Source organism: Rhodoferax aquaticus, assembly GCF_006974105.1.
GTDB lineage: Bacteria > Pseudomonadota > Gammaproteobacteria > Burkholderiales > Burkholderiaceae_C > Allorhodoferax > Allorhodoferax aquaticus_A.
Map to the genome: position 1 here is coordinate 1,713,727 of NZ_CP036282.1, position 21,949 is coordinate 1,735,675.

At 63.0% G+C, this 21,949-nt stretch carries 26 protein-coding genes and 1 riboswitch; of the genes, 12 read left to right on the forward strand and 14 right to left on the reverse strand.

The genetic code is table 11. The features are described from left to right. Nucleotide 1: 1 nt before the first annotated feature. On the forward strand, nucleotides 2-1,114 hold the full coding sequence (locus tag EXZ61_RS07980; RefSeq protein ID WP_142810716.1) for a magnesium chelatase ATPase subunit I: 1,113 nt from the start codon (nucleotides 2-4) through the stop codon (nucleotides 1,112-1,114). A 92-nt stretch (nucleotides 1,115-1,206) separates the two neighbouring features. Next, the gene (locus EXZ61_RS07985) at nucleotides 1,207-1,812 is read left to right on the forward strand and encodes a vWA domain-containing protein (RefSeq protein WP_237219124.1); all 606 of its coding nucleotides are present in this window, start codon (nucleotides 1,207-1,209) and stop codon (nucleotides 1,810-1,812) included. A gap of 130 nt (nucleotides 1,813-1,942) precedes the next feature. Here EXZ61_RS07985 and EXZ61_RS07990 read toward each other — a convergent pair whose 3' ends face one another. The 5 genes from EXZ61_RS07990 to EXZ61_RS08010 are packed head-to-tail and all read right to left on the reverse strand — an operon-like array spanning nucleotide 1,943 to nucleotide 5,826. Continuing rightward, nucleotides 1,943-3,073: a methyltransferase gene (locus EXZ61_RS07990; RefSeq protein ID WP_142810718.1), complete on the reverse strand. Its 1,131-nt coding sequence runs from the start codon at nucleotides 3,071-3,073 to the stop codon at nucleotides 1,943-1,945. A 26-nt stretch (nucleotides 3,074-3,099) separates the two neighbouring features. Beyond that, the gene (locus EXZ61_RS07995) at nucleotides 3,100-3,906 is read right to left on the reverse strand and encodes an alpha/beta fold hydrolase (RefSeq protein ID WP_142810720.1); all 807 of its coding nucleotides are present in this window, start codon (nucleotides 3,904-3,906) and stop codon (nucleotides 3,100-3,102) included. A 24-nt stretch (nucleotides 3,907-3,930) separates the two neighbouring features. Further along, a complete protein-coding gene (gene sigJ, locus EXZ61_RS08000; RefSeq protein ID WP_142810722.1) occupies nucleotides 3,931-4,920 on the reverse strand; it encodes an RNA polymerase sigma factor SigJ in 990 nt (329 codons plus the stop codon). After that, nucleotides 4,917-5,444: a hypothetical protein gene (locus EXZ61_RS08005; protein ID WP_142810724.1), complete on the reverse strand. Its 528-nt coding sequence runs from the start codon at nucleotides 5,442-5,444 to the stop codon at nucleotides 4,917-4,919. Before EXZ61_RS08005 ends, sigJ begins: the two co-directional genes overlap by 4 nt. After that, nucleotides 5,437-5,826, reverse strand: coding sequence for a hypothetical protein (locus EXZ61_RS08010; protein ID WP_142810726.1), 390 nt, complete (start codon nucleotides 5,824-5,826; stop codon nucleotides 5,437-5,439). Before EXZ61_RS08010 ends, EXZ61_RS08005 begins: the two co-directional genes overlap by 8 nt. A gap of 323 nt (nucleotides 5,827-6,149) precedes the next feature. On the opposite strand from EXZ61_RS08010, the gene EXZ61_RS08015 reads away from it, so the two are divergent. From EXZ61_RS08015 to EXZ61_RS08025, 3 genes are all read left to right on the forward strand, one after another. Then, entirely contained in the window at nucleotides 6,150-6,410 is a 261-nt protein-coding gene (locus EXZ61_RS08015; RefSeq protein WP_142810729.1) for a type II toxin-antitoxin system CcdA family antitoxin, read from the forward strand. Continuing rightward, nucleotides 6,410-6,739 (forward strand): CcdB family protein, encoded by a 330-nt coding sequence (locus tag EXZ61_RS08020; RefSeq protein ID WP_142810731.1) that lies wholly within the window; start codon nucleotides 6,410-6,412, stop codon nucleotides 6,737-6,739. Before EXZ61_RS08015 ends, EXZ61_RS08020 begins: the two co-directional genes overlap by 1 nt. Before the next feature lie 266 nt (nucleotides 6,740-7,005). Then, on the forward strand, nucleotides 7,006-7,998 hold the full coding sequence (locus tag EXZ61_RS08025) for an alpha/beta hydrolase family protein (protein WP_142810733.1): 993 nt from the start codon (nucleotides 7,006-7,008) through the stop codon (nucleotides 7,996-7,998). A gap of 23 nt (nucleotides 7,999-8,021) precedes the next feature. On the opposite strand, the gene EXZ61_RS08030 is transcribed toward EXZ61_RS08025, so the two are convergent. From EXZ61_RS08030 to cbiE, 5 genes are all read right to left on the reverse strand, one after another. Beyond that, entirely contained in the window at nucleotides 8,022-8,504 is a 483-nt protein-coding gene (locus EXZ61_RS08030; RefSeq protein ID WP_142810735.1) for a GreA/GreB family elongation factor, read from the reverse strand. 149 nt (nucleotides 8,505-8,653) lie between these two features. After that, nucleotides 8,654-9,427, reverse strand: a complete 774-nt coding sequence (gene cobF, locus EXZ61_RS08035) for a precorrin-6A synthase (deacetylating) (RefSeq protein ID WP_142810737.1) — start codon at nucleotides 9,425-9,427, stop codon at nucleotides 8,654-8,656. Next, the gene (gene cobM, locus EXZ61_RS08040; RefSeq protein WP_142810739.1) at nucleotides 9,424-10,221 is read right to left on the reverse strand and encodes a precorrin-4 C(11)-methyltransferase; all 798 of its coding nucleotides are present in this window, start codon (nucleotides 10,219-10,221) and stop codon (nucleotides 9,424-9,426) included. Before cobM ends, cobF begins: the two co-directional genes overlap by 4 nt. Further along, the gene (locus tag EXZ61_RS08045; RefSeq protein WP_142810741.1) at nucleotides 10,218-10,625 is read right to left on the reverse strand and encodes a cobalamin biosynthesis protein; all 408 of its coding nucleotides are present in this window, start codon (nucleotides 10,623-10,625) and stop codon (nucleotides 10,218-10,220) included. The genes cobM and EXZ61_RS08045 overlap by 4 nt, the downstream gene beginning before the upstream one ends. Before the next feature lie 43 nt (nucleotides 10,626-10,668). Beyond that, nucleotides 10,669-11,928, reverse strand: coding sequence for a precorrin-6y C5,15-methyltransferase (decarboxylating) subunit CbiE (gene cbiE, locus EXZ61_RS08050; protein ID WP_142810743.1), 1,260 nt, complete (start codon nucleotides 11,926-11,928; stop codon nucleotides 10,669-10,671). Between cbiE and EXZ61_RS08055 the strand changes: the two genes are divergently transcribed. Continuing rightward, a complete protein-coding gene (locus tag EXZ61_RS08055) occupies nucleotides 11,903-12,679 on the forward strand; it encodes a cobalt-precorrin-6A reductase (protein WP_237219125.1) in 777 nt (258 codons plus the stop codon). The two genes, cbiE and EXZ61_RS08055, sit on opposite strands and share 26 nt — an antisense overlap. Before the next feature lie 2 nt (nucleotides 12,680-12,681). Here the strand turns inward: EXZ61_RS08055 and cobJ are convergent, their stop codons facing one another. The 4 genes from cobJ to cobG are packed head-to-tail and all read right to left on the reverse strand — an operon-like array spanning nucleotide 12,682 to nucleotide 15,950. Continuing rightward, entirely contained in the window at nucleotides 12,682-13,431 is a 750-nt protein-coding gene (gene cobJ, locus EXZ61_RS08060) for a precorrin-3B C(17)-methyltransferase (protein WP_142810745.1), read from the reverse strand. After that, nucleotides 13,428-14,159: a precorrin-2 C(20)-methyltransferase gene (locus tag EXZ61_RS08065; protein WP_142810747.1), complete on the reverse strand. Its 732-nt coding sequence runs from the start codon at nucleotides 14,157-14,159 to the stop codon at nucleotides 13,428-13,430. The genes cobJ and EXZ61_RS08065 overlap by 4 nt, the downstream gene beginning before the upstream one ends. Further along, entirely contained in the window at nucleotides 14,159-14,791 is a 633-nt protein-coding gene (locus EXZ61_RS08070; RefSeq protein WP_142810749.1) for a precorrin-8X methylmutase, read from the reverse strand. Before EXZ61_RS08070 ends, EXZ61_RS08065 begins: the two co-directional genes overlap by 1 nt. Beyond that, nucleotides 14,775-15,950, reverse strand: a complete 1,176-nt coding sequence (gene cobG / locus EXZ61_RS08075; RefSeq protein WP_201799121.1) for a precorrin-3B synthase — start codon at nucleotides 15,948-15,950, stop codon at nucleotides 14,775-14,777. The genes EXZ61_RS08070 and cobG overlap by 17 nt, the downstream gene beginning before the upstream one ends. 229 nt (nucleotides 15,951-16,179) lie before the next feature. Here cobG and cobA point away from each other — a divergent pair, with 229 nt between their 5' ends. Genes cobA through EXZ61_RS08100 form a run of 6 tightly spaced genes read left to right on the forward strand, consistent with a single transcriptional unit; the run spans nucleotide 16,180 to nucleotide 21,592 of the window. After that, nucleotides 16,180-16,935: a uroporphyrinogen-III C-methyltransferase gene (cobA, locus tag EXZ61_RS08080; RefSeq protein ID WP_142810751.1), complete on the forward strand. Its 756-nt coding sequence runs from the start codon at nucleotides 16,180-16,182 to the stop codon at nucleotides 16,933-16,935. A gap of 60 nt (nucleotides 16,936-16,995) precedes the next feature. Further along, a complete protein-coding gene (locus tag EXZ61_RS21895) occupies nucleotides 16,996-17,136 on the forward strand; it encodes a hypothetical protein (RefSeq protein ID WP_168224720.1) in 141 nt (46 codons plus the stop codon). Further along, nucleotides 17,133-18,197 carry an adenosylcobinamide-phosphate synthase CbiB gene (gene cbiB / locus EXZ61_RS08085; protein WP_237219126.1) on the forward strand — a complete coding sequence of 355 codons (1,065 nt, stop codon included), beginning with the start codon at nucleotides 17,133-17,135 and terminating at the stop codon, nucleotides 18,195-18,197. The genes EXZ61_RS21895 and cbiB overlap by 4 nt, the downstream gene beginning before the upstream one ends. A 1-nt stretch (nucleotide 18,198) precedes the next feature. Then, a complete protein-coding gene (locus EXZ61_RS08090; protein WP_142810753.1) occupies nucleotides 18,199-19,197 on the forward strand; it encodes an aminotransferase class I/II-fold pyridoxal phosphate-dependent enzyme in 999 nt (332 codons plus the stop codon). Nucleotides 19,198-19,199: 2 nt separating this feature from the next. Then, a complete protein-coding gene (locus EXZ61_RS08095; protein WP_237219127.1) occupies nucleotides 19,200-19,997 on the forward strand; it encodes an alpha/beta fold hydrolase in 798 nt (265 codons plus the stop codon). Then, nucleotides 19,994-21,592, forward strand: a complete 1,599-nt coding sequence (locus EXZ61_RS08100) for a cobyric acid synthase (RefSeq protein ID WP_142810755.1) — start codon at nucleotides 19,994-19,996, stop codon at nucleotides 21,590-21,592. The genes EXZ61_RS08095 and EXZ61_RS08100 overlap by 4 nt, the downstream gene beginning before the upstream one ends. A gap of 37 nt (nucleotides 21,593-21,629) precedes the next feature. Continuing rightward, nucleotides 21,630-21,819, forward strand: a riboswitch (cobalamin riboswitch). The last annotated feature ends 130 nt before the right edge of the window (nucleotides 21,820-21,949 follow it).

Here is a 21,949-nt window from a genome sequence, read left to right on the forward strand (position 1 = left end):
CATGCCCTTAAATCCTGAAATTCGTCCTGAAGTTCGCCCATACAAACATACCGGCACCCCGGCATCCGCCAGCGCGCCCGAGCCCGTGCCTTTTCCCTTCACCGCGCTGGTGGGCCAGCAGGCCTTGCAGCGCGCTTTGCTGCTGGTGGCGGTAGACCCCGGCATTGGTGGTGTGCTCATTGGCGGGCCGCGTGGCACGGCCAAGTCCACCGCTGCACGCGCCTTGGCCGCCTTGCTGCCGCAGGCCCCGTTTGTCACCCTGCCGCTGGCTGCCAGCCTGGAGCAACTGGTGGGCACGCTCAGCATTGAAGACGCCTTGCAAAGCGGCGCGGTGCGCCTCTCGCCCGGCTTGGTGGCGCGGGCGCACCAGGGCGTGCTGTATGTGGACGAGGTGAACTTGTTGCCCGACGCGCTGGTCGATGCCTTGCTCGACGTCGCTGCCAGCGGCGTCAACACCGTGGAGCGCGACGGCATCTCGCAGCGCCACGCCGCGCGCTTTGTGCTGGTGGGCACCATGAACCCGGAGGAGGGCGAACTGCGCCCCCAGCTGCTGGACCGCTTTGGCCTCTCGGTGTGGCTGCACAACCCCACCGACGCAGCGCAGCGCCAGCACATCGTGCGCAGCCGCTTGCTGTTTGATACGGATCCGGCTGCGGTGGCCGCCAGCCATGCCGACGCCGTGCAAAACCTGGCCGCCAGCGTACTGGACGCCCAAGCCCTGTTGCCCCGCGTGCAGTGGCCCGACGACGCGCTGGCCCACGCCGGTGCACTCGCCTTGGCCGCCGGGGTGGATGGCGTGCGTGCCGATTTGGTGATGCTGCGCGCCGCCCGCGCATCCGCCGCGCTGGACGGGCGCGACGCGGTGACGGTGGCCGATGTGGACGCCGTGGCCGAGCTGGCCTTGCACCACCGCCGGCAGGTTGGAGCGCAGCAACCCGCGCCAAAAGCCTCACAGAAGCCACAACCTCCCACCCAAGGCCAAGACACAAGTAGCCCGCAGCCGGAATCGGCCGGTGCTGGCAGTGCCGAAGGCGATTGGGGCGCCATGCCCCCCGTGCCCGTGGGCACCGTGCGGCCTGCGGTTGCAGGAGTGCTCCCGCCAAAAAAAGCCTGAGCCACCCCGGCCCCGCGCCCCAAAGTGCGGCGCGCGGCGGGCGGTGGCGCACAGCGGCCTTACCAGCTGGTGCCCAAGCACCGGCGGTGGCGGTGCGCGCGCCATCTGGCCCCGCAACACAACGCGGAGCCATCGCCTGGCTGCCCACCTTGCAAGCCAAAGGCCGCAATGCCCTGGCCGCGCAGCACCTGCGCTGGCGCGAGCCCAAGGGCAAGCCGTCTACCTTGCATTTGCTGCTGCTAGACACCTCCGGCTCCATGCGCCAAGGCGGCCGCCTAGCGCGGGCCAAAGGCTACGCCGCCCAGTTGCTGGAGCAAGCCGCCCGCGCGGGCGACCATGTGGCGCTGCTGTGCTTTGGCGGGCAGGGCGTGGAAGTGCTGGTGCCCCCCGGCCCCGCGCGCCGCGCCGCTGCCGTGCGCGTGCAACAGCGCGGCGGCGGTGGCGGCACACCCTTGGCCCAGGCCATGGTGGCGGCTGATAACCTCATGGTCCAACACCGCCGTGTGCGCGGTACCAGCGCCAGCACGGCGTCTACCGTCCTCTGGTTGCTGACCGACGGTCGCACCCTGGAGCAACCCCAAGCGCCCCGAGGCGCGGAACAAGTCGTGATGGTGGACTTTGACGACGCCAAGGTCCGGGTCGGCCGCTGTGCCGACTGGGCTGCGCGCTGGGGCGCGGACTACCGTAAGGTTGGATAGTTGCTATGGTATTGGGAGCTGCTTGCGCAATTGGGATGTGCGCTACAGCCTGTTTTTGTCTTGAGCGAGGCAATGGTTTGACGCCATACGGCTCGACATGGAGTCTGCAGTCAATGCCACCGCTCGACGCTTACATGCCACTGGCATAACCTTTGGGCAGTACGACCAAAATACTGCCGAACGACTGCAGGCCCACGACTTCTTGAAGCACCACACCGCTGCGCACAAACAGCGCATTCCATTGCACCAAGGTGCGCTCCCTTCCGCGCGTTCCCATGAACATTTGCATGTCAAATGAAGCTCTCGCAAGATCCGTTTTTTGTTCTGGCATCACCACTTCCATGATGGCAATGCGCGCGCCGCTGCTGCCGCTGGCCCGTGCAAGCTGGGTCAGGGCTTGGATGCACAGCGCATCGTCGAGACCGTGCAGCACGGCACTGAGTAGGTATACATCTTTATCGCTCGTCGCGCGGGGCACGGACTGAAGCACGTCACCCGCTTCAAAACGCATTCGCTCTACTCCGGGTGTAGGGTGCTTGTCCCAATAGGTCTGGGCTTCAGCAACGACTTGGGCTCGGTCTACCACCAAGGCGCTCAGTTGGGGATGGCGTTGCAGGATGGCAAGTGCTTTGGCGCCTCGTGAGCCGCCCACGTCAATGATTCGCTCGAACCGCCCCCAGTCAAAGTCGGTGGCAAAACTATCGCCCGTCAGAGCTTCTACGCTGTCCATCGCCTGCGAAAACAGTTGGTCAAAGTCGGGGTGATGATTCAAGTAATCAAACAAGTCCTCACCATGCGACAGGCGAAAGGGGGCAACGCCCTCGCGCACGCCGCGCTCAAGCTGCTCAAACCAAGGCTGGCCCATAGCCTGTGAGTTGTGCATGAGGACCATGGCCCGTACGTTCTTCGGGTTGTCGGCTCTCAGATAACTTGAGAGCTTGTTGTTGCTGTACACGTCCGCTGCTGTTTCCTCAAAAACGCCCATGGCCGCCAGCATGCGCAGCAGCCTGGCCGTGGCATCGGCGTTGGCCGATACGCGCGTGGCGATGGTCGTCGCATCCAGCGCCTGATCTGCCAGCACGGTGGCAATATCCAGCCGTACGGCAACATCAAGCGCCCGTGATTGCCAGAACGCTGAGCCAATTTGCATCAGGCGAAAGGGTGGGGGCGTGAGTTTATGGGGCAAGGCTTGCAGCCACGCACTGAACTTCATCAGTTTGGCAAAGCGGCTTACGGCGCCAGGGTTCTTTTGTAGTGTCATGGGGTGTTTAGTGCGCGAGTTGGGAGCTAGCCGAGCAGCTCGCAAATGCGTGGTGCCGCTGCGTACAGCGTGGAGTAGTGAGACAAGCCCTGCATGCGATGGACCTCAGCGCAGTGAGGGAGTTGTTGCTGAAGATAGTCAGACATCTCCTTGGGAGACCAATTGTCTTGGTCGCCATGCCATAGCTGGGTCTGGGCTAAAGTGCTTCGCAAAGACGCTTGCCAGGGTGTGACGTAGGCTTGTACATCACGCAAGTAGCCTGGGACATTGCCGCAAAAGCACTCCCGCAAGACACTGTGCATGAACTGTTTGAACTCAGCATTGGCGGCCAGGTCTTTGTCAGCAGCCATTGCGCTGGAAAACAGCATGCCAAACAAAAGTTGGGGAGCGAAAGTCGCAAGCAGACCCTGCCAATAGGACAGCAGTTTGAAGGCCAGTGGCATTTTTTGGGCCAGCCAAAACACTTTTCCACCTGCCATTGAACCCTGGAAGTCACCGCCTTCCAGTGGGGCGGCAGGTGAGATCAAGTGGAGACTGCGAACCTGCTGGCGCATCAGGCGACTCACCTGTAAGGCAACAAACGCACCAATAGAAAAGCCAATGATGTCGACCGGCGCGCCTTGGGCAACCCGGTCAATGTCGTCGGCCAGCGCTTGAAAATACCTGTCGCCAACGATAGAGCTGTCTATAGAAAAGCGATCCTGACAGATCACCCGTAGGCCGTTTTGGGCGGCGTCGGTGTGCAAAATTTGCGCCTCACCGATGCCACCTGGCGCACCGTGGAAATAGACGACCAGACGACCGTCCGCGGCACCGAAGCTGCTGTGTTTCATGTGTGTGATGACCTAGGTGTGAGCTTACAAAGAGCCGGATCGTGCTGACACGGGAACACTTTGGCCGGCCGATGCCACAAGGTGTTGGAGTTTGTGGGGGTTGCGGATGATGTAAACCGCTTGCAAGCGGCCTGGCGCATCGTCGCCAGCAGGGCTCAGTGCGACGGCCTGCAGCGGGGCCCCCTCGGCGGTGTAGAGCACATAACCAGGCAAACCATTGACCACAGCGGTGCGGTAACGCAGGGTTGCGGTATCCACACTCTTGTTGAACCCGACCAAAGCTTTTGCAATGCGGTCCCCGCCATGCATTGCTTGTGGAATGGCGGTGGCAAGTCCTCCGCCATCGGTGATCAAAATGGCGTCGTGCGCCAGAACACCCGCCAGCTTTTCGACGTCACCCGCCACCAAGGCCTGTGCAAAAGCGTAGAGCAGGCGCTGGCGCTCCTCGTCTTCCACCTGGCAGCGGGCGTATTCGCCCTTGACGCGGCTGCGCGCACGGCTCACCAGTTGGCGGCAGGCTTGCTCGCTGCGCTGTAGGTGGCGAGCCACTTCCTCGTATCCCAGGCCAAAGACGTCATGCAGCAAGAACGCGGCTCGCTCTACCGGGCCCAGTCGCTCCAATGTCAGCATGAAAGCCACCGAAACGTCTTGCGCAAATTCAGTGGTGTCTTGCGGGTCGGGGCTCCAGTCTTGTGCATCGTCGACCAGGGGTTCGGGCAACCACATGCCCACATAGTGTTCTTTGCGCGATTGGGCGGAACCAATGCGGTCCAGGCACAGGTTTGTTACCGTGCGGGACAAAAATGCACGGTCGTTGTCCACCGTGCTCGGGTCGACTTCGCTCCAGCGAAGCCATGCGTCTTGCACGATGTCTTGCGCATCGGCACGCGAGCCCAACATGCGGTAGGCCAGTGCACGCAGGTGGCGACTATGCTGTTGCTCGAAGTCGCGGGCGCGGGCATCGGCCCTTGCTGCACTGTCCCTTGGTGCGGGATCGGTTGGGTTGGTGTTCACGGCTTGACCTCCAAACGTTGGCAGCTGGCAGACGCCACGCCCAGCGCCTGTTTCATGGCCGGAAAGCTGCGCGCAGTGACCAATGTTAGGGCAAGCGAGGCCAATGCGGGTGTGCCCCAACGGGCCACCACGGCCTCGCACCACTGGCTGGTTTCAGGCGAATGGTCCAACACCGCCTCGGCATAGGTCCAACCCAGCAAGGCGTCGGGGCTGAGCCGGTCGGGGTCTCGCGCAACCAAGGCTTGCAGGTCTTGGGTGCTGACGCCTGCCTCGCGGGCCTGGTCCAGGGTCAGTTGCGCACAGGGGCCGCAGTCTTCCCGGGCGATTGACAAAAACTTCACCGTGTACAGGGCTGCTGCGGGCACGCCTTGGGCAAAATTGGAGTTGTCCAAAACGTGGCGAAATCGCATGAACGCGCAGGGGCTCAGTGCAAACAATTTGCGCAAGTACTGCGTGTCGTAGTGGTAGTGCCGCTCGAACTTCAAGGTTTGCCAGCGCACCAGTGGAGCCAATAGCTTAAGCATGGATGGCCTCCTTGGCACCGGCACGGCTAAGCCACAGCACCAGAAACCCTGGCACAACCACCCCCGGCACATCCTGCAAAAAGCGGCTCCAGCCGCAAATGCCCACAGCCACTTCCCACAGGTGCACCCCTGCATGCATGAGTAGAAAAATTGCCCCGAGGGTCGCAGCCGACGCGCCCGGTTTGCCCTTGATGGCCCGCCAGCCAAGCCCCATGGCTGTTACCAAGTAAGCGCAGCCTACATCGCGCACCAAGTGAAAATTCAGCGGGCCGGTTTCCTGCACGCCGGGCACGTGTTGAAACCAATAGGCGGGGGCCACCAGCATGGTTAGGCCATTAAGCAAGAGTGCAGTGCATACCAAATAACGAAGGTTCTGTTTCACGATAGGTCATAGTTGCTTGTGATACCTATAAGACGAAATGGGCGCTGTGTTTGTGACAGGGGTCTTCATAAATTGTCAATAAAGTTTCTCTAACGGCAGTCGCGTGGCGGATTCCACAGCTCCGCGCCGTGCCCGTGAGCCGCCTCACGCCTGCTTGGGCGTCAACGCTGCCACTTTGCACCTGGTCTTGACAGTAACAATTCAAGGTGCTTGTGCTCCCCAATCGTTAAAGAGCCTGTGTTTTGACTACCGCTTGATCGGGAACAACGTGCGGCCGGTTTATGCGCATAATATGCGCACGATTGCACTTTCTGAAGTTCACCATGTCCGCAGCTTTCAGCACCACAGGCACCAGCGTTCGCAAACGCGCTGTAAATCTCACCCTCAACGAAGGCTTGGTCGCGCAGGCCAAGACCTACACCAGCAACCTGTCCGCCACCATGGAAGAGCTGTTGACCGCCTACGTGGCGAAGCAACAGCAAGCCCGGCTGACGCGTCAGCAGCAAGCCGATGCGGCCGCCATGGACTGGAATGCGGTTCACGCGACGGTAGGCTCGTTCGCTGACGAACACAGCACCTTGTGATGGCGCAGTTCGATGTCCACCGCAACCGGGGCGCATTGAAGGACACCATCCCCTTCGTGGTGATCGTGCAATCGTCCCTCTTTGATCGCTACCGCAGGCGCATGGTGGTGCCGTTGGTGCGCCGCAGCGCCTTGCCTGGCAACGCAAGCACCGCAGGCTCGCGCATGAACCCCGTGTTGGAGGTGGAAGGCGTGTCGTTGGTCTTGCACCCGCTGGATATGGTGTCTGTGGCGGTGGACCAGTTGGGTGAACACGTCACCTCCCTGGCGGAGCATGGGCAGGCGATTGCGGACGCCTTGGATGAGCTGCTCACGCGGGCTTGGGGCTGAGACCCTTTACGATCTAAAGCGGAACTTGCACTATTCACATTCACTAACAGATACCGGTCATTCAGGGGCGACACGCCAGCCAATCAAGATTGCCGGACTGTATGCCGCTAAAGGTGTCATCAAATTACTGTTCAATGGCCCCAGGGACATTAGTCAGACCGAATCGTTGTGAATTTAACCAAATGATCCATCGTCATCCTCGCAATATGCTTCAGCTCCGGACCGTTGTGGCCTACGCTCTAGTTTGGCTATTTGGCCTACTTAGCATGACGATCTCTCATGCCCAGACTGCAAGATTGGGATTTGTTGAGCTGCCGCAATCAGATGGAGGCAACACTGCAGTTTTCTATCCAACCATTGACACAGAATCGCCGGTAAAGAAAGGGCCGTTTGCGCTTTCTTGGGCTAGCAATGCGACGGCGTCAAAAGGCAATGGCCGCTTGATTGTTATCTCTCACGGATCTGGGGGTTCGCCTTGGGTGCACGCCGATTTGGCTCGCGTATTGGTCACTCGCGGTTTTGTGGTGGCAATACCCCAACATCGAGGCGACAACTACTTGGATAACTCCAACCCTGGTCCTTCAAGTTGGGCATTGCGACCGCTGGAAGTCAGCCAAGCTATAGACGTCGTATCTGCTTACGCACCCGTGTCCAGATTTCTCTCACTTGATGCCGTTGGCATATTTGGTGGCTCAGCTGGCGGGCACACCGCTCTCTCACTTGCAGGTGGCGAATGGTCGCCAAGTCGATTTCGTGATCACTGCGAGCAAAACATTGAGCGTGATTTTTCTTCGTGCGTTGGTTTCATAACGCTACTTCGTGGTACCTGGTTTGATACCGTCAAAGTTTGGCTGGCCAAGCGCATCATTTCTTGGCGATTTTCAGACAACAACCTACAAAGCTACATTGACCCGCGAATCAAGGCCTCTGTTGCTATGGTGCCGTTTGCTGCGGACTTTGTGCCTCAATCTCTGGCCGAGCCGAAAGTAGCACTCGGTTTGGTCATCGCAGGGAAAGATGTAAACCAAGTCCCGTCCTTTCATGTCGAAGCAGTCTTAAATGAATGCCAGCCTCTTTGCGAGGTAATCATGAACTTGCCCGAGGCCAGCCACGGGGCAATGCTGTCACCCTTGCCACCGTTTGAACAAGATAGCATCGCAAGTCATTTGCTAAGTGACCCTGCCTCCTTTGATCGAGCCGCAGTACTCCCGCAGCTTTATGCGCTCATCGCAAATTTCTTTGTGAAGAAGTTGCTCTGAATTGACGTGGGCTTGCCTGCGGATTAGTAAACCCGCAGCACCTCAAATTGCTGTCGGATTAGAGCGACCTGTATCCAAACCTCATCACCCTCACATTTACCCAGCATGGCCCTGCTTAAAGGGGCTTCGCTGCTGATGACCTGAACGACCTGAGCACCGCAAACCAACTTCATGCTGCCCCCACCCGGCCCGAGAAAGAGTTGTTGCTGCTTGTCGTCGGAATCGACTAGGCAGACCAGCGCGCCGAGCTGTATACCTTTGCTGGCGTCGTAGGGGTTCGGGCGGAATTGGCGCCAATTGGCCATCGCCTGGCGGATGCCTTCGGCGCGCCGAGCCTGGCCGGTAGCCAGGTAGGCAGCTTCGAGTCCCAATGTGTCGTATTTGTTTTCGGCAATGTTTTCTTCGTGAGTCGCCGTTTCATGGGCCGCACGCACTGCCTGTTCGGCTTGTAGCAGGCTTTCAGCAAGCCGCTCGAGCACCTGCTGCTGGAGCAAGAATTTATCCATGATGAAAAGTAGGCATCTTGAAAAAGGGGGGCAGGTCTTGAATATGAGGTGCTTTGCCAACCATAGACACTTCTGTTGGCTTCAGGTTAACGTCAGCTAGGCGGCTGCGTATCCCGCGGTATCTCGTAATACACCCTTAAATGGGCCCGTTAGGCGACCACCCGCCTCATCAAGTAAATATCCATCACCCACCCATGCGCCGCGCGCGCAGCTTGACGCTCTGCCTGAATCCGCTCGCACACTTCTGCCAGCGGCCCGGCGATGCAGAGTTGTTGGGGCATGCCCAGGTAGGCGCCCCACCAGATGGTGATGCCTTCGGGCGGCAGGTGTTGGAAGGCGCAGTGGCCGTCCAGCATCACGGCCACTGTGTCTGCGCTCTCGGGCCAGCCGTGGTCGCGCAGTTGGCGGCCTGTGGTGATGGTGACCGGTGAGTTGATGTCGTTGAGCGCAATGGCGTGGGCAGCGGTCAGCGCTTGCAGCGCGGTGATGCCGGGCACCACCGATACCGTCAGCGGCAGTTGCAGCGCCAGTCGGTTCGCAATGCGCAGGGTGCTGTCATACAAAGACGGGTCGCCCCACACCAGCAGGGCGACGCGGCCACCTTGGGGCAGATGGGCGCGGATTTTTGCCAGCCACACCTCGGCAATGGCGTCGTGCCAGCGGTTGACGGCGCTGGGGTAGTCCGGGTCGTGCGCGTCGCGCACCGGCATGTCGAACTGCACCACCTGCGTGGCGGGGTTGGTGACCAGCTCTTGGCACAGCTGTAGCCGCAGCTCGGCCAGGTCCGCCTTGCCCTCGCCTTTGTGCGGCACGAGGATGAGGTCTGCCGCGTTCAGCGCTTTCACGCCCTGGCGGGTGACGTGGTCAGGGTTGCCGGTGCCAATGCCGACCAGGCACAAATCAACTTTCACGGCCGCAGTCATTCAGTGCCTGCCGGGAAGCGGGGCGCGGTGCCCAGCGGGCGGTAGCGGCGGTCGTAGTCGCCGGCGTAGAGGCGGCTGTGGGCAAAGTCTGTTTCACCCAAGTTGTGGCCGAGTGTGTGGCCCACCAATATCAAAGCGGTGCGCTCCATGCCTTCGCCAATCGCCGCTTCGATGGTGGCCAACGTGGCGCGCACCACGCGCTCGTCCGGCCAACTGGCGCGCCAGACCACGGCCACTGGGCAATCTGCGCCGTAGTGGGGCGACAGCTCGGCCACCACGCGCGGCAACACATGGATGGACAGATGAATCGCCAGCACCGCCTGTGTGGCCGCAAAGTTGGCCAGCGACTCAGTGTCGGGCATGGCCGATGCGCGGCCCGAGGTACGGGTGAGCACCACCGATTGGCTCAGGCCCGGCAGCGTCAGCTCGGCCTCCAGCGTGGCGGCGGCGGCGGCAAAAGAGGGCACACCCGGCGTCACGGTGTAGGGAATGCCCAGCGCGCGCAAGCCGCGCAGCTGCTCGCCCATGGCCGACCACACCGACAAGTCGCCCGAATGCAGGCGGGCCACGTCCTGCCCGGCGGCGTGGGCGGTGCTGATTTCCTCAAAAATTTGCTCCAGCGACAGGGGCGCGGTGTTGACGATGCGCGCACCGCTCGGGCAGTGGGCCAACACGCCCTTGGGCACCAGCGAGCCGGCGTACAGGCAGACAGGGCTGGCGGCAATCAGGTCACGCCCGCGCAGGGTCAAAAGGTCGGGTGCGCCGGGGCCGGCGCCAATAAAGTGAACAGTCATGGGGATGTATTTTCAGTGAAAGCCAGTGCCGCAGTGGCCATGCGGTCGGGGCTGATGCTGCGCTGGCCGATCAGGCTTGCGCCAGGGCCTGCCGCTGCCAGCGCGGCGGCCTCGGCCACGCTGTGGGCGCCGTAGCGCTCGGGCACATGGGCGCTGGGGGCAGCGGGCTGGTCGGCCAGCGCGGGCAGGGGGACGGGGTGGATGGGGAGTTGCAATTCGGCTGCGAGTTGCAGCAGGGCGGGGTGCTGGGCTTTGTCGGCTGCGGTGGCTAGCGCAGCCAAGTGGGCGAGGGTGATGGGCTGGCCGTGCGCGGTGGACGCAGCATCTAGCGCGGCCTGCAAGGCACTGCACAGGGAGTTCACCTCGCACCCGGCTCTAAAGCCCAAGCCTGCCACCAGCTTCATGCGGGCAAGTCATTGAAATAGGGGGCCGCCAAGCGAGCGCGGTTCACAGCGTCACGCTCCACTGCACCACCGGGCGGCTGGGCTGCCAGCCACGCATACGGCCTAGGGGCGCGGCTTGCGCCAACTCAATGCGCAGCAGTTCGCCGCCCTGCTGGGCGTGCAGCTGCAGCAGGGCAGATTCGGTCTCCAGCGTTACCGCGTTCACCACCAGGCGGGTGCCTTGCGGTGCATTGGCTTGCAATTGGGCAAACAGCGCTAGGTCAAAGCCGCCGCCTACAAAAATGGCGTTGGGTGTGGGCAGGCTGGCCAGCAAATCCGGCGTGTGGCCGTGGTGCACGGTGAGACGGTGGTCTATGCCGAAGTTCGCCGCATTGCTGCGGATGTTGTTCACGCGTTCGGCATGTTGCTCCACCGCGCTGGATGTACCACCCGCCAAACACCACTCCACCGACACCGAGCCCGAGCCTGCGCCCAGGTCCCACAGGTGTTCGCCGGGGCGGGGTGCGAGTGCGGCCAAGGTCAAGGCGCGTATGGGCGATTTGGTGATTTGGCCGTCGCTGGCAAAGCCTGCGTCCGGCAGGCCGGGGGTGCGGGGCAAGCCCGGCGCCCCCACTACCTGCACCGCCACAGCGACTGGGGTTTGGATGTCGGTCCACTCCATGGCCCGTTCGCCCTGAGCTTGTCGAAGGGCTTCGACAGGCTCAGCCCGAACGGTGTGTTGGCTTGTTTGGGTTTGCCAGCCAGCTGCCGTGGTCTGGCGGATGCGTTCACGCGGGCCACCCAATGCTTCCAGTACCCACACGGCAGATGCGCCGCAGCCTTGGGCGGTGAGCCACTGGGCAAACTCGCCCACCCCTGCCGCATCGCGCAACAGGCAGAGCAGTTGCGCGCCGGGGTGCAGGCTGCTTCGGGTGCGCTCAAACGGCGCGGCGTGAAGGCCGAAGCAGTGCACCGCCTCCAGCCGCCACGCCAGGCGCGAGGCGGCCAGTGCAAAGGTAGAGGGCGCGGGGTGGGCCACCCATTCGCCGGGTTGTAAATGCGCCGCCAGGCTGCCACCGGCCCCAAACCAGAACGGATCGCCGGAGGCCAGCACCACGACCGGCTGGCCACGCAGGGCGAGCACAGGCGCTACGTCAAAAGGTACCGGCCATGCAATGCCCCGGCTGCCTACGTCCGCCAGCGCCAAGTGGCGCGGCCCGCCGAATACATGCTGCGCGTGGACCAGTGCCGAGCGGCTACCATCGCCCAGACCATGCAAACCATCTTCACCGATTCCAATGATTGACAACCACGGTTCAGACATGGCGCGCGGCTCCTTGCGGGTGTTGTTGCTGGGCGGCACCACCGAGGCCAGCCGCCTGGCACAGGCCTTGGCGCAGGCCGGGGTGGACGCGGTGTTTTCTTACGCAGGCCGTACCGATGCGCCCATCGCCCAGCCCTTGCCCACCCGCGTGGGTGGCTTTGGTGGGGTGGCGGGGCTGCAAGCCTTTTTGCAGGACCAGCGCATCACCCATGTGGTGGACGCCACCCACCCCTTTGCCGCGCAAATGAGCAGCAACGCGGTGCAGGCCTGTGCAGCCGCTAGCGTGCCCTTGCTGGCACTGGAGCGGCCCGCCTGGCAGGCGCAGGGTGGCGATATGTGGACGCATGTGGCGGACATGGCCGCCGCGGTGCAAGCCTTGCCCGACCAGCCCGCCCGCGTGTTTTTGGCCATCGGCAAGCAGAACCTTGCGCCGTTTTTGGCGTGTGCCCAGCACTGGTACCTGTTGCGCTTGGTGGACCCGGTGCTGGACTTGCCCGCCGCGCGCGGCCATGTGGTGCTGGACCGGGGGCCCTTCACCTTGCAGGGCGACCGCGCCTTGCTGCAGGCCCATGGCATCACGCATATTGTTTCTAAAAACTCGGGCGGTGCGGGGGCCGAGGCCAAGCTCATTGCGGCCCGCGAGTTGGGGCTTCCCGTCATCCTGATAGACCGGCCTTACATTCCCGCTCGCACCGTGTTGCACAGCGTAAATGAGGTTTTGCGCCGTCTTTACTGCGCGGGTAGCTATTGAATTCATAGCGCCGAGCGCGGGGTGTAGACAAAGCGGCCCACGTGGCGGGTGGCGCTGTTGCCCACGATGACCACGGTGCGCATGTCCGCCATCTCGGGGGTGGCCTCACCCAGGCGCACGGTGAGTAGCGTTTCTTCGGGGGTGCTCACGGCGCGGGCAAAGGTGATCAGGCGGTTCGGGCCGCAGGCTTCCAGCAGCACTTGCAGCACGCGGCCAAAGGTGTGTGGGCGGCTGGCGGAGCGGGGGTTGTAAAACGCCATCGCAAAGTCGGCCCCGGCGGCGGCGCGCACCCGGGCCTCGATCAGCTCGGCGGGTTTGAGGTTGTCGCTGAGGTTGATAGCGCAAAAGTCGTGGCCCAGGGGCGCACCCGCTTTGGCTGCCGCAGCCAGCATGGCGGTGATGCCGGGCAGCACGCGAATATCGAGCGCCTGCCAGTCGGGCCGGCCTTCCAGCGCTTCAAACACCGCCGCCGCCATGGCAAACACTCCGGGGTCGCCAGACGACACGATCACCACCTGCTTGCCCTCGGCGGCCATGTGCAGGGCGGCGCGGGCGCGGTCCATCTCGACCCGGTTGTCGGATGCGTGCAGCGTCAGGCCGGGGCGCGGCGCAATGCGCGCCACGTAGGGGATGTAGCCCACGATGTCGGTGGCGGCCTCGATGGCGGCGGTTACTTCGGGCGTGACCAGTTGCGCGTCGCCCGGCCCCAGGCCGGCGATGCACAGCGTGCCGGTCGCCAGCGGTGTGGTCATTCCTGCACCTCGGGGCGGCGGCCGCTGCCGTGCACCAGCACGATGGCGAAGTAGGGGCAGTCGGTGCCGTCTACGTCCGCCAGCTTCATGACGCGCTCTCCGGGCATGGTGCCGCGCTCTACCAGCCAGGCCTGCTCTAAGCGGCCGGCTTTTGCCAGCGCGCTGCGCACGCGGGGCAGGTTGCGGCCGGTTTTCATGACGACCAGTGCGTCGGCGGTTTGCATGTGGCGCACCAGCTCGTCCTCAGGCAGGGTGCCCATGAGCACGGTCATCACATCGTCGCCCCAGGTGATGGGCACGCCGGTGGCCGACCAGCAGCCCACCATGCCGGGGATGCCGGGAATCACCTCCACCGTGGTGCGGCCTTGCAGCCGGGTGTAGAGGTGCATGAAGGAGCCGTAGAAAAACGGGTCACCTTCGCAGAGCACCAGCACGTCTTCCGTTTGGGCAAGTGTGGCCAAGCGGTCCGCCCAGTCGTCGTAAAACGTGGCCAGGCAGTGGATGTACTCGGGGCTGTCAAACGGCAACTCAGTGGTCACCGGGTATTCCATCGGGTACTCGATGGCGCCGGGCAGCAACATGCCTTCGACAATGCGGCGCGCCTGGCCGGGGCGGCCTTTTTTTCGGAAATAGGCGACGTGGGTGGCCGCGCGGATGGCGCGGTCGGAGCGCACGCTCATCAAATCCGGGTCACCGGGCCCCAGGCCCGCGCAGAGGATGCGTCCCATCAGATTTCCCTCCGGCTGGCGAGTGCGTTCACTGCCGCCACGGTGATGGCACTGCCGCCCAGGCGGCCGTGCACCACCATGCTGGGGGCGGGCAGGTCGGCCATGAGCGCGACCTTGGATTCGGCTGCACCCACAAAACCCACCGGGCAGCCGATGATGGCCGCAGGGCGCGGGCAGTCGGGGTCTTGCAACATATTGAGCAAATGAAAAAGGGCGGTCGGCGCATTGCCAATAGCCACCACGGCCCCGGCCAAGTGCGGGCGCCACAGCTCCAGCGCCGCAGCACTGCGGGTGGTGCCCATGGACTTGGCGAGCTCGCGCACCGACGGGTCTTGCAAGGTGGAGATCACTGGGTTGTCGGCCGGCAGGCGGGTGCGGGTAATGCCTTCGCTCACCATGCGCACGTCGCACAAAATGGGGGCACCGGCTTCCAGCGCCGTGCGGGCGGCCTCGGCCATGCCCTCGGAAAAACGCACATGGGCTTCCAGGCCGACCATGCCGCAGGCGTGGATCATGCGGACCACGGCCAGCTCTTCGATTGCGTTGAAGCGGGCCAGGCCCGCCTCCGCGCGGATGATGGCAAAGGACTGTCGGTAGATGGCGTCGCCATCGGTTTCATACGTATGGCGCATGCAATCGTTGTTGTTCTAGGTAGGCGGCAATGCCAGCTGCGTCGAGGCCGGTGGCGTCGGGCGTGCTTTGGGCAGTGCCGTGGTCAATCAGGTGGTAGCCCGCCTCGCTCGCCACCAGCGTGAGGGTGGCGCCGTGGTGGGCGCAGCCCTTGGTGCAGCCCGACACATGGGCTGTGCGGCCGGCGGGCAACAAGGGGGCAAGAAAACGGGCCAGCGCGCGGGTGGGACCCAGCGCCTGGGTGCAACCGGGCGCGCCGGTGCAAGCCGCCACGCGCAAGCGCGCATCGTCAGGCTGGGTGATCAGCTCCGGCAGGGCAGGCGCGGTGTGCAGGCCTTCGAGTACCAAACCGCGCCAGGGCGTGATGCGCAACGGGGCCAGGGCTGCGAGCTGGTGCAGGGTTTCGGCGGGCAACTGGCCGAATTCCAAGCCGACCACCATGCCGGTGGCGGAGGGGCCCACGGTGGAGGTGTGTGCAGGGGCCTCGGGTATGCGCGAGGTGGTGAACGGTGCTGGCAAGGCCTGGCGCTGGAGTAGGCTGGCCATGCGGCCACGGCCGTTGACCACGCCGCCGGAAGCCACAAACCAGCGGGCCAACTCCATGGCGCTGTGCGCCGCTTGCGCCAAAGGCACGCAGGCACCGGTGGTAGCGCCATCGGCATAGACCAGCACCTGGTCGCCCAAGCACTCCAGCCGGATGTCGGCAGAGGCGTCACGCAGCACCGGCTGTGCGCCCAGGTCGATGGCGAAGCCGAATTTGCTGGGCAGGGTGGGGGCGTCGGGCGCGGCTAAGGCGAGGTTCAGCGCCTCACAAATGGCAGGCGTGCCGTCTGCATCAATCCAAAAAGGGCTGAGCAGCAGATTCCGGCGGGCTTCCACATCGGCTCGCTCGTCGAGCAAACCTAAAGAGCGCAGGCCGTTGATCAAAGCGGGGTAACTGTCGGGGCAAACGCCGCGCAGCTGCAGGTTGGCGCGGCTCGTGAGTTCCAGCACAGGCGAAGCGTATTGCTGGGCCAAGCCGGCCAGCCCTTGCGCTTGTAGAGGCGTGAGACGCCCCAAGGTCGGCCGGACCCGCACCACCAGCCCGTCGCCGGACGGCATAGGCCGCAGCGCGCCGGGGCACCAGCCCTGAATGACGGGGGCGTTTATGGCTTGGCGCATGGAGGTGTGCAGCAGTGGGCAGTTGGCATGTGCAGGGCGTGCAGTTTTCGGAGAATTGGAGTCCTTTTGGGAACCAATCTGTAACCTTCAAGTATCGCACTTCCGGGGATTAGGCCTACCGCTCTGCAACTTGGCAGAAACTGGGCGATTCAATGCACGTATGATGGCACGCCCCAAGTGCTACCCGATGTGGGTGTGGGCGTTTTGAATCTAGTCAACCGTGATAGCCATGTCTGAACCTATGTCATCCCCAGCCGCCGGATTTGTTTTTATTGTGGGCGCAGGCCCTGGCCCGCTGGACTTGATGACGCTGCGTGCTCTTGACCGCTTGCGCAACGCCGATGTGGTGGTGCATGACCGCCTGATTAGTGCCGAGGTTTTGGCGCAAATTCCAGCGGCTGCGCAGCGTGTGTATGTGGGCAAGGCGCTGGGCGATCACGCGGTCCCGCAAGAAGGTATCCACGACTTACTGGTGGCACATGCGCGTCAGGGCAAGCGGGTAGTGCGTCTCAAGGGTGGTGACCCCTATGTGTTTGGCCGTGGGGGTGAAGAAGTGCAGGCCCTGCAGGCCGCAGGCATTGCGTTTGAAGTGGTGCCCGGTGTGACGGCGGCCAGTGGTTGCTCGGCAGCGGCGGGCATTCCCTTGACGCACCGCGACTTTGCCGCCAGCTGTGTGTTCTTGCCCGGCCATTTGGCCGACGATACGGCGGCGCACGACTGGGCTGCCTTGGCCCGACCCGGCCAAACGCGTGTGTTTTACATGGGCGTGCAACGGGTGGGCTTGATTGCCCAACAGCTGATAGACCATGGGTTGGACCCGAATACCCCTGCCGCCATCGTGCGGGATGGCACGCGCCCCAGCCAAGCGGTGTGGGCCTGTGCTTTGCAAAAGCTGGTGGAGCGCGCTCCCGTCTATGGCCCCCAGCCGGGCTTGCTGATCATTGGCGAAACGGTGCAACTCAGCCCTTCGTACGATGCCAGCTGACAGCATTGGCGTGTGCTGGGGTCCGGCCGCAGCCCACCGCGCGTGAACCTGAGACTGAGCATGTGGAAAGCGATGGTTCCCGAGCTGGTGGTCACCGATGTGGAGGCATCCATGGCCTTTAGCCTTGTTGAAGGATTTACGAGGCCTGGCACCTCGTTGATACGCGCTGTAGAAGCGCTGAGCGAACGCAGCAAGCCATGATGGAGTTTCTGTTTCTTCCGGTGTTGGTGTGCGGCATCGCTGTGCTGGTGGCTTTGGCCATAGACCATTTTTGGGGCGAGCCGCCGGTGAATCTTCACCCCGTGGTGTGGATGGGCAACTATCTGGCATGGGCGGGAGCGAAAGTTCAGGCGCGTACCGTGGCAGACCCCTTGCAGCGTGACCTCCGGGCGTTTGCTTGGGGTGCCTTGGCCTGGTGCGTGGGTTTGGCATTGGTGCTGCTGGTGGCCCTGTTAGCCCAGGCGGGCGCGGCGCTGCTGTTTGCAAGCCTTGCCAGCAGCAAGCAAGGGCCGTGGGTTCCAGCGGATACGCATGCGCAGAGTTTGTCTTGGTATGGCGCTGTGCTTGTGTGTGGTGCCTTGCTTGGCCTGCTGCTCAAGCCCTTGCTCGCGTGGGCCATGCTGCGCAGTGAGGTCTTGGCTGTGGAAGATGCGCTCTCGGGCCCCCAAGGCTGTTTGGAGTCTGGCCGCCAACGCTTGAGTTGGTTGGTGAGCCGTGACGTGGCGGCCCTTAGTGAGTCGGGCGTGCGTGAGAGTGCCATTGAGTCTTTGGCCGAAAACCTCAATGACTCGGTGGTTGCGCCCTTGTTTTGGTTCATCTTGGCTGGTTTGCCTGGCGCGGCCATGTACCGCTTTGCCAATACGGCGGACGCCATGTGGGGCTACCCTGGGGTTTACAAAGGGCGCAACTGGGCTTGCGCGGGCAAGTGGGCTGCGCGTGTGGACGATGTGTTGAGCTATGTGCCCGCCCGCATCACGGCTTGGCTCTTGGCGCTGGTGTCTGGCGGGCAAACCCTGACGGTGTTGCAGGCCCAAGCCCGGCGCACACCCTCGCCCAACAGCGGTTGGCCCATGGCGGCCATGGCCCTAGGTTTGGGTGTCTGTTTGCAAAAGCCGGGCGTGTATGTCCTGAATGCGCAAGGGCGAGCGCCGCTGCGCCAAGATACCCTAAAGGCCATCGTTTATGCGAGAAATAGCGTGCTGGCGCTTGTTCTGATTGCGCAGACAGCTATAGTTTTGGTAGCGTTTGGATGGGTGGTTTGAGATGACTTCCCATCTGAATCCGGGGTTGGCGCGTGTGCATGGTGGCACCGATGCCTTGGGCACCGTTCAACACGATTTCTCCACCAACAGCAATGCCTGTGGGCCTTGTCCTGCCGCTGTGGCGGCGGTGCAGGCCGCAGACGCCACCCGGTACCCGGACTCCACCTACACGGCTTTGCGAACCACGCTGGCTGCTTTTCACGGGGTGGACGCCTGGCGCATTGTGTTGGCCGCGAGTGCCAGTGAGTTTATTTTCCGAGTGACGGCATGGCGACGTTTGCAGGGTGCAAGCACGGTGCACTTGCCTCCCCATGCCTACGGTGACTATGCCGCCGCTGCTGCCGCTTGGGGTTTGCAGCCTACTGAAGGAGTAGATAGTGCGGACCTTGTGTGGGCGTGTGAGCCGTCAAGCCCGCTGGGGCAGTCGCACCGCAACTGGCCCCAAGATTTGGCACGCTGCGCAGTGGTGCTGGACTGTGCCTATGCACCTTTGCGTTTGGAAGGGCTCCCGAGTTTGGGCCCTGCGCAGCGGCAGCAGGTGTGGCAACTTTTTTCACCTAACAAGGCATTGGGCTTGACGGGTGTGCGTGCGGCCTACGCCATTGCGCCGCTGCATGCCCAGGTCGAAGTGTCTGGCCTGGAGGCCTTAGCGCCGTCTTGGCCAGTGGGCGTGCATGGTGTGGCGATGCTTAACGCGTGGGCTCAACCAGCGACTGCGCAGTGGCTTGCCAGCAGTTTGACGACCTTGCGCACCTGGAAAGCGGGGCAAATCAGTGCGCTGCTGAGCCAAGGGTGGGAGCTAGCGCCTAGCGAGGCCAACTATGTGTGCGCGCGGCCCCCGCAGCCTGCCGATGCGCAGGCCTTGTGTGTAAGCTTGCGTACCCACGGAATCAAGGTACGCGATGCGACTTCCTTTGGTTTGAGCGGGTGGTTTCGGCTAGGCGTGCTGTCGCCGGGTGCAGTCGAAGCGTTGGTTCTACAACTTCAACGAGAAAGCTGACCATGCCAAACTTGTCCGTCACTCGCGCCACGTGCGTGCGGTTTATCGGTCTATGTGTATTCCTGTTGATGGCTTCCACGGTGTGGGCCCAACCCAAGACCTGCGCCATGGTGTTGATGCACGGCAAGTGGGGCCACCCCAACAACTTGGCAGTGTTTGGCCGAACGCTTGAGGCGGTGTGTGAGACCTATTCGATCGAGATGCCTTGGTCACGCAATCGCAATTACGACCAACCTTATGGGGTGGCCATTGCAGAAATCTCTGCAAAGGTTCAAGCATTGCGCGCCAAAGGTTTTAGCCGCGTGCTGCTCGCAGGGCATAGTTTTGGAGCCAATGCCGCCATGGCCTATATGGTGACGCAGGCTGATGTCGATGGTGTCATTGCTTTAGCGCCTGGCCATTCCCCCGCATTGACCTACAGCCGAGGCATAGGCAAAGCCGCCGTGGACCAAGCGCGCCAATCGGTGGCCGAAGGCAAAGGCGCAGACCTTATGGAAATGGATGACTACAACCAAGGCAAAGCCCGAACGGTGCGTATGCGCGCGGAGGTGCTGCTGAGCTATTTTGACCCCGTGGGGCTTGGCAATATGTCCCTGAGTGCCTCTCGCTTCAAAAGGGCCGTGCCGTTTATGTGGGTGATTGGCACGGCAGATCCCTTGTACCCGGCGGGCCCTGCCTATGCGTTTGAAAAGGTGCCCTCTCACCCGGCCAGCAAATACCTGGTGGTAGAAGCCGACCACATGGCAACTCCTGATGTCGCAGCGGCGCAAGTGTTGGAGTGGGTGAAAAGCTTGCCATGACCGCCACCTGCATCATGGTGCTGGGCACCACCAGCGGTGCTGGAAAAAGCTGGGTCACTACGGCCCTGTGCCGCTACTACGCGCGGCAGGGGCTCAAGGTGGTGCCCTTCAAGGCGCAGAACATGAGCAACAACGCGCGGGTCGTGTCCTCGGCCAGCGGGCAGGGTGAGATCGGTTCGGCGCAGTACTTTCAGGCACTGGCGGCGCGAGCCGTGCCGGAGGTGCGCATGAATCCTTTGCTCTTGAAGCCCGAGCGCGACACCCACAGCCAGGTGGTGCTCATGGGGCAGGTGAGCCCCGAGTTGAGCGCCTTGCCCTGGCGCGGCCGCAGCCTGAAGGTGTGGCCGCAGATTGCCGCCGCGCTGGACGAGTTGCGGGCGGAAAACGATGTGGTGGTGATTGAAGGCGCCGGTTCGCCCGCCGAGATCAACCTCTCCAGCAGCGATGTGGTCAACATGCGGGTGGCCAAGCATGCGGATGCGGCCTGCCTGCTGGTGAGCGACATCGACAAGGGCGGCGCGTTTGCCCACCTGTATGGCACCTGGGCCTTGCTGCCTGAGGACGAGCGGCATTTGATCAAAGGCTTTGTGCTCAACAAGTTCAGGGGCGATGCCAGCCTCTTGTCGCCTGCGCCGGAGCGGCTGCAGGAACTGACTGGCGTGCCCACCGTGGCGGTGTTGCCCATGTGGTGGCAGCACGGGCTGCCTGAAGAAGATGGCGTGTTTGACGACCGCAGCGTGGTGCGCGGTTCGGTGGACCTGACGGTGGCGGTGATTGCCTATCCGCGCATGAGTAACTTGGACGAGTTCCAGCCGCTCAAGAATATTCCCGGGCTCAAGCTGCAGTGGGTGCGTAGCCCCAGCGAGTTGGCGGGGCTGAAGCCTACGGACTGGATCATCTTGCCGGGCTCCAAGCACACCACTGGCGATTTGGCGTGGTTGCGTGCGCAGGGTCTCGATGCGGCGGTGGCGCGGCATGCGGGGCAGGGTGGGGCGGTGCTGGGGGTGTGTGGTGGTTTGCAGATGTTGGGCGAGGCCTTGATTGATCCCCACGGGATTGATGGCAATGCGCCGGGGCTGGGGCTGTTGCCGCTGGTGACGGTGTTTGCGCAGGACAAGACGGTGCGGCATACCTCGACGCACTTTGCATTGGATTGGTGTTCGCCCGCGCAGGAAGGCAAAGCCGGGGGGCTCATACTGCCAAACGCGCAGAAATCGCCCCCCGACTTTGCCTCCCCGCGCTTGGTGGGTAGCGGTGATGATGGAGCGGTTTCGCCTTGGGCTGCACTGGCTGGCGTAACAGTTTCTGGGTATGAGATTCACCATGGGCAAACCGCGCAGCATGTGGCCATGGCGGCGGCGGGCAATGTGGCCCACGCGGTGTTGCCGGACGACTTGGGCTGGTGCAATGCGGCTGGCAACGTCATGGGTGTGTACCTGCACGGCATGCTGGAAGATGCAGCGGTGTTGCAGGCCTTGTTTGGTGCGCGTTTGCAGGGAGATGTGCCTACGCTGGACACGGTGTTTGACGGGCTTGCTGACTACATTGGCAGTCACTTTGAAGCGGGCGTGTTGGACAAGCTGGCCGGGCGCTGAGGAGGCTCGCTCCCCGTAATTCCGCTACGCGGCGCTGCTATCATCCACGGCTTCAGGTGCCTCTTGCTACGGCTTGGGGAGAATCGGGAAGACGGTGTGAATCCGTCGCGTGCCCAACGCTGTAAGGATGATGACCCGCGCTCTATGCCACTGGCCGCCAAGGCCGGGAAGGCGCGTCGGGCCAGGTGATTCCGAGCCAGAAGACCGGCCTGATGGTGTTTATGCACAGCAAGGCCGGGCTGTGCTTCTTTGATTCAGCACAGGGGAATGCCATGAATACATCGCCGGCGCACGCCGCCTCGGGCTTGCACGCCCAAGTTACCGACACACAAGACGCTTGGAATCTCGCCACTGGTC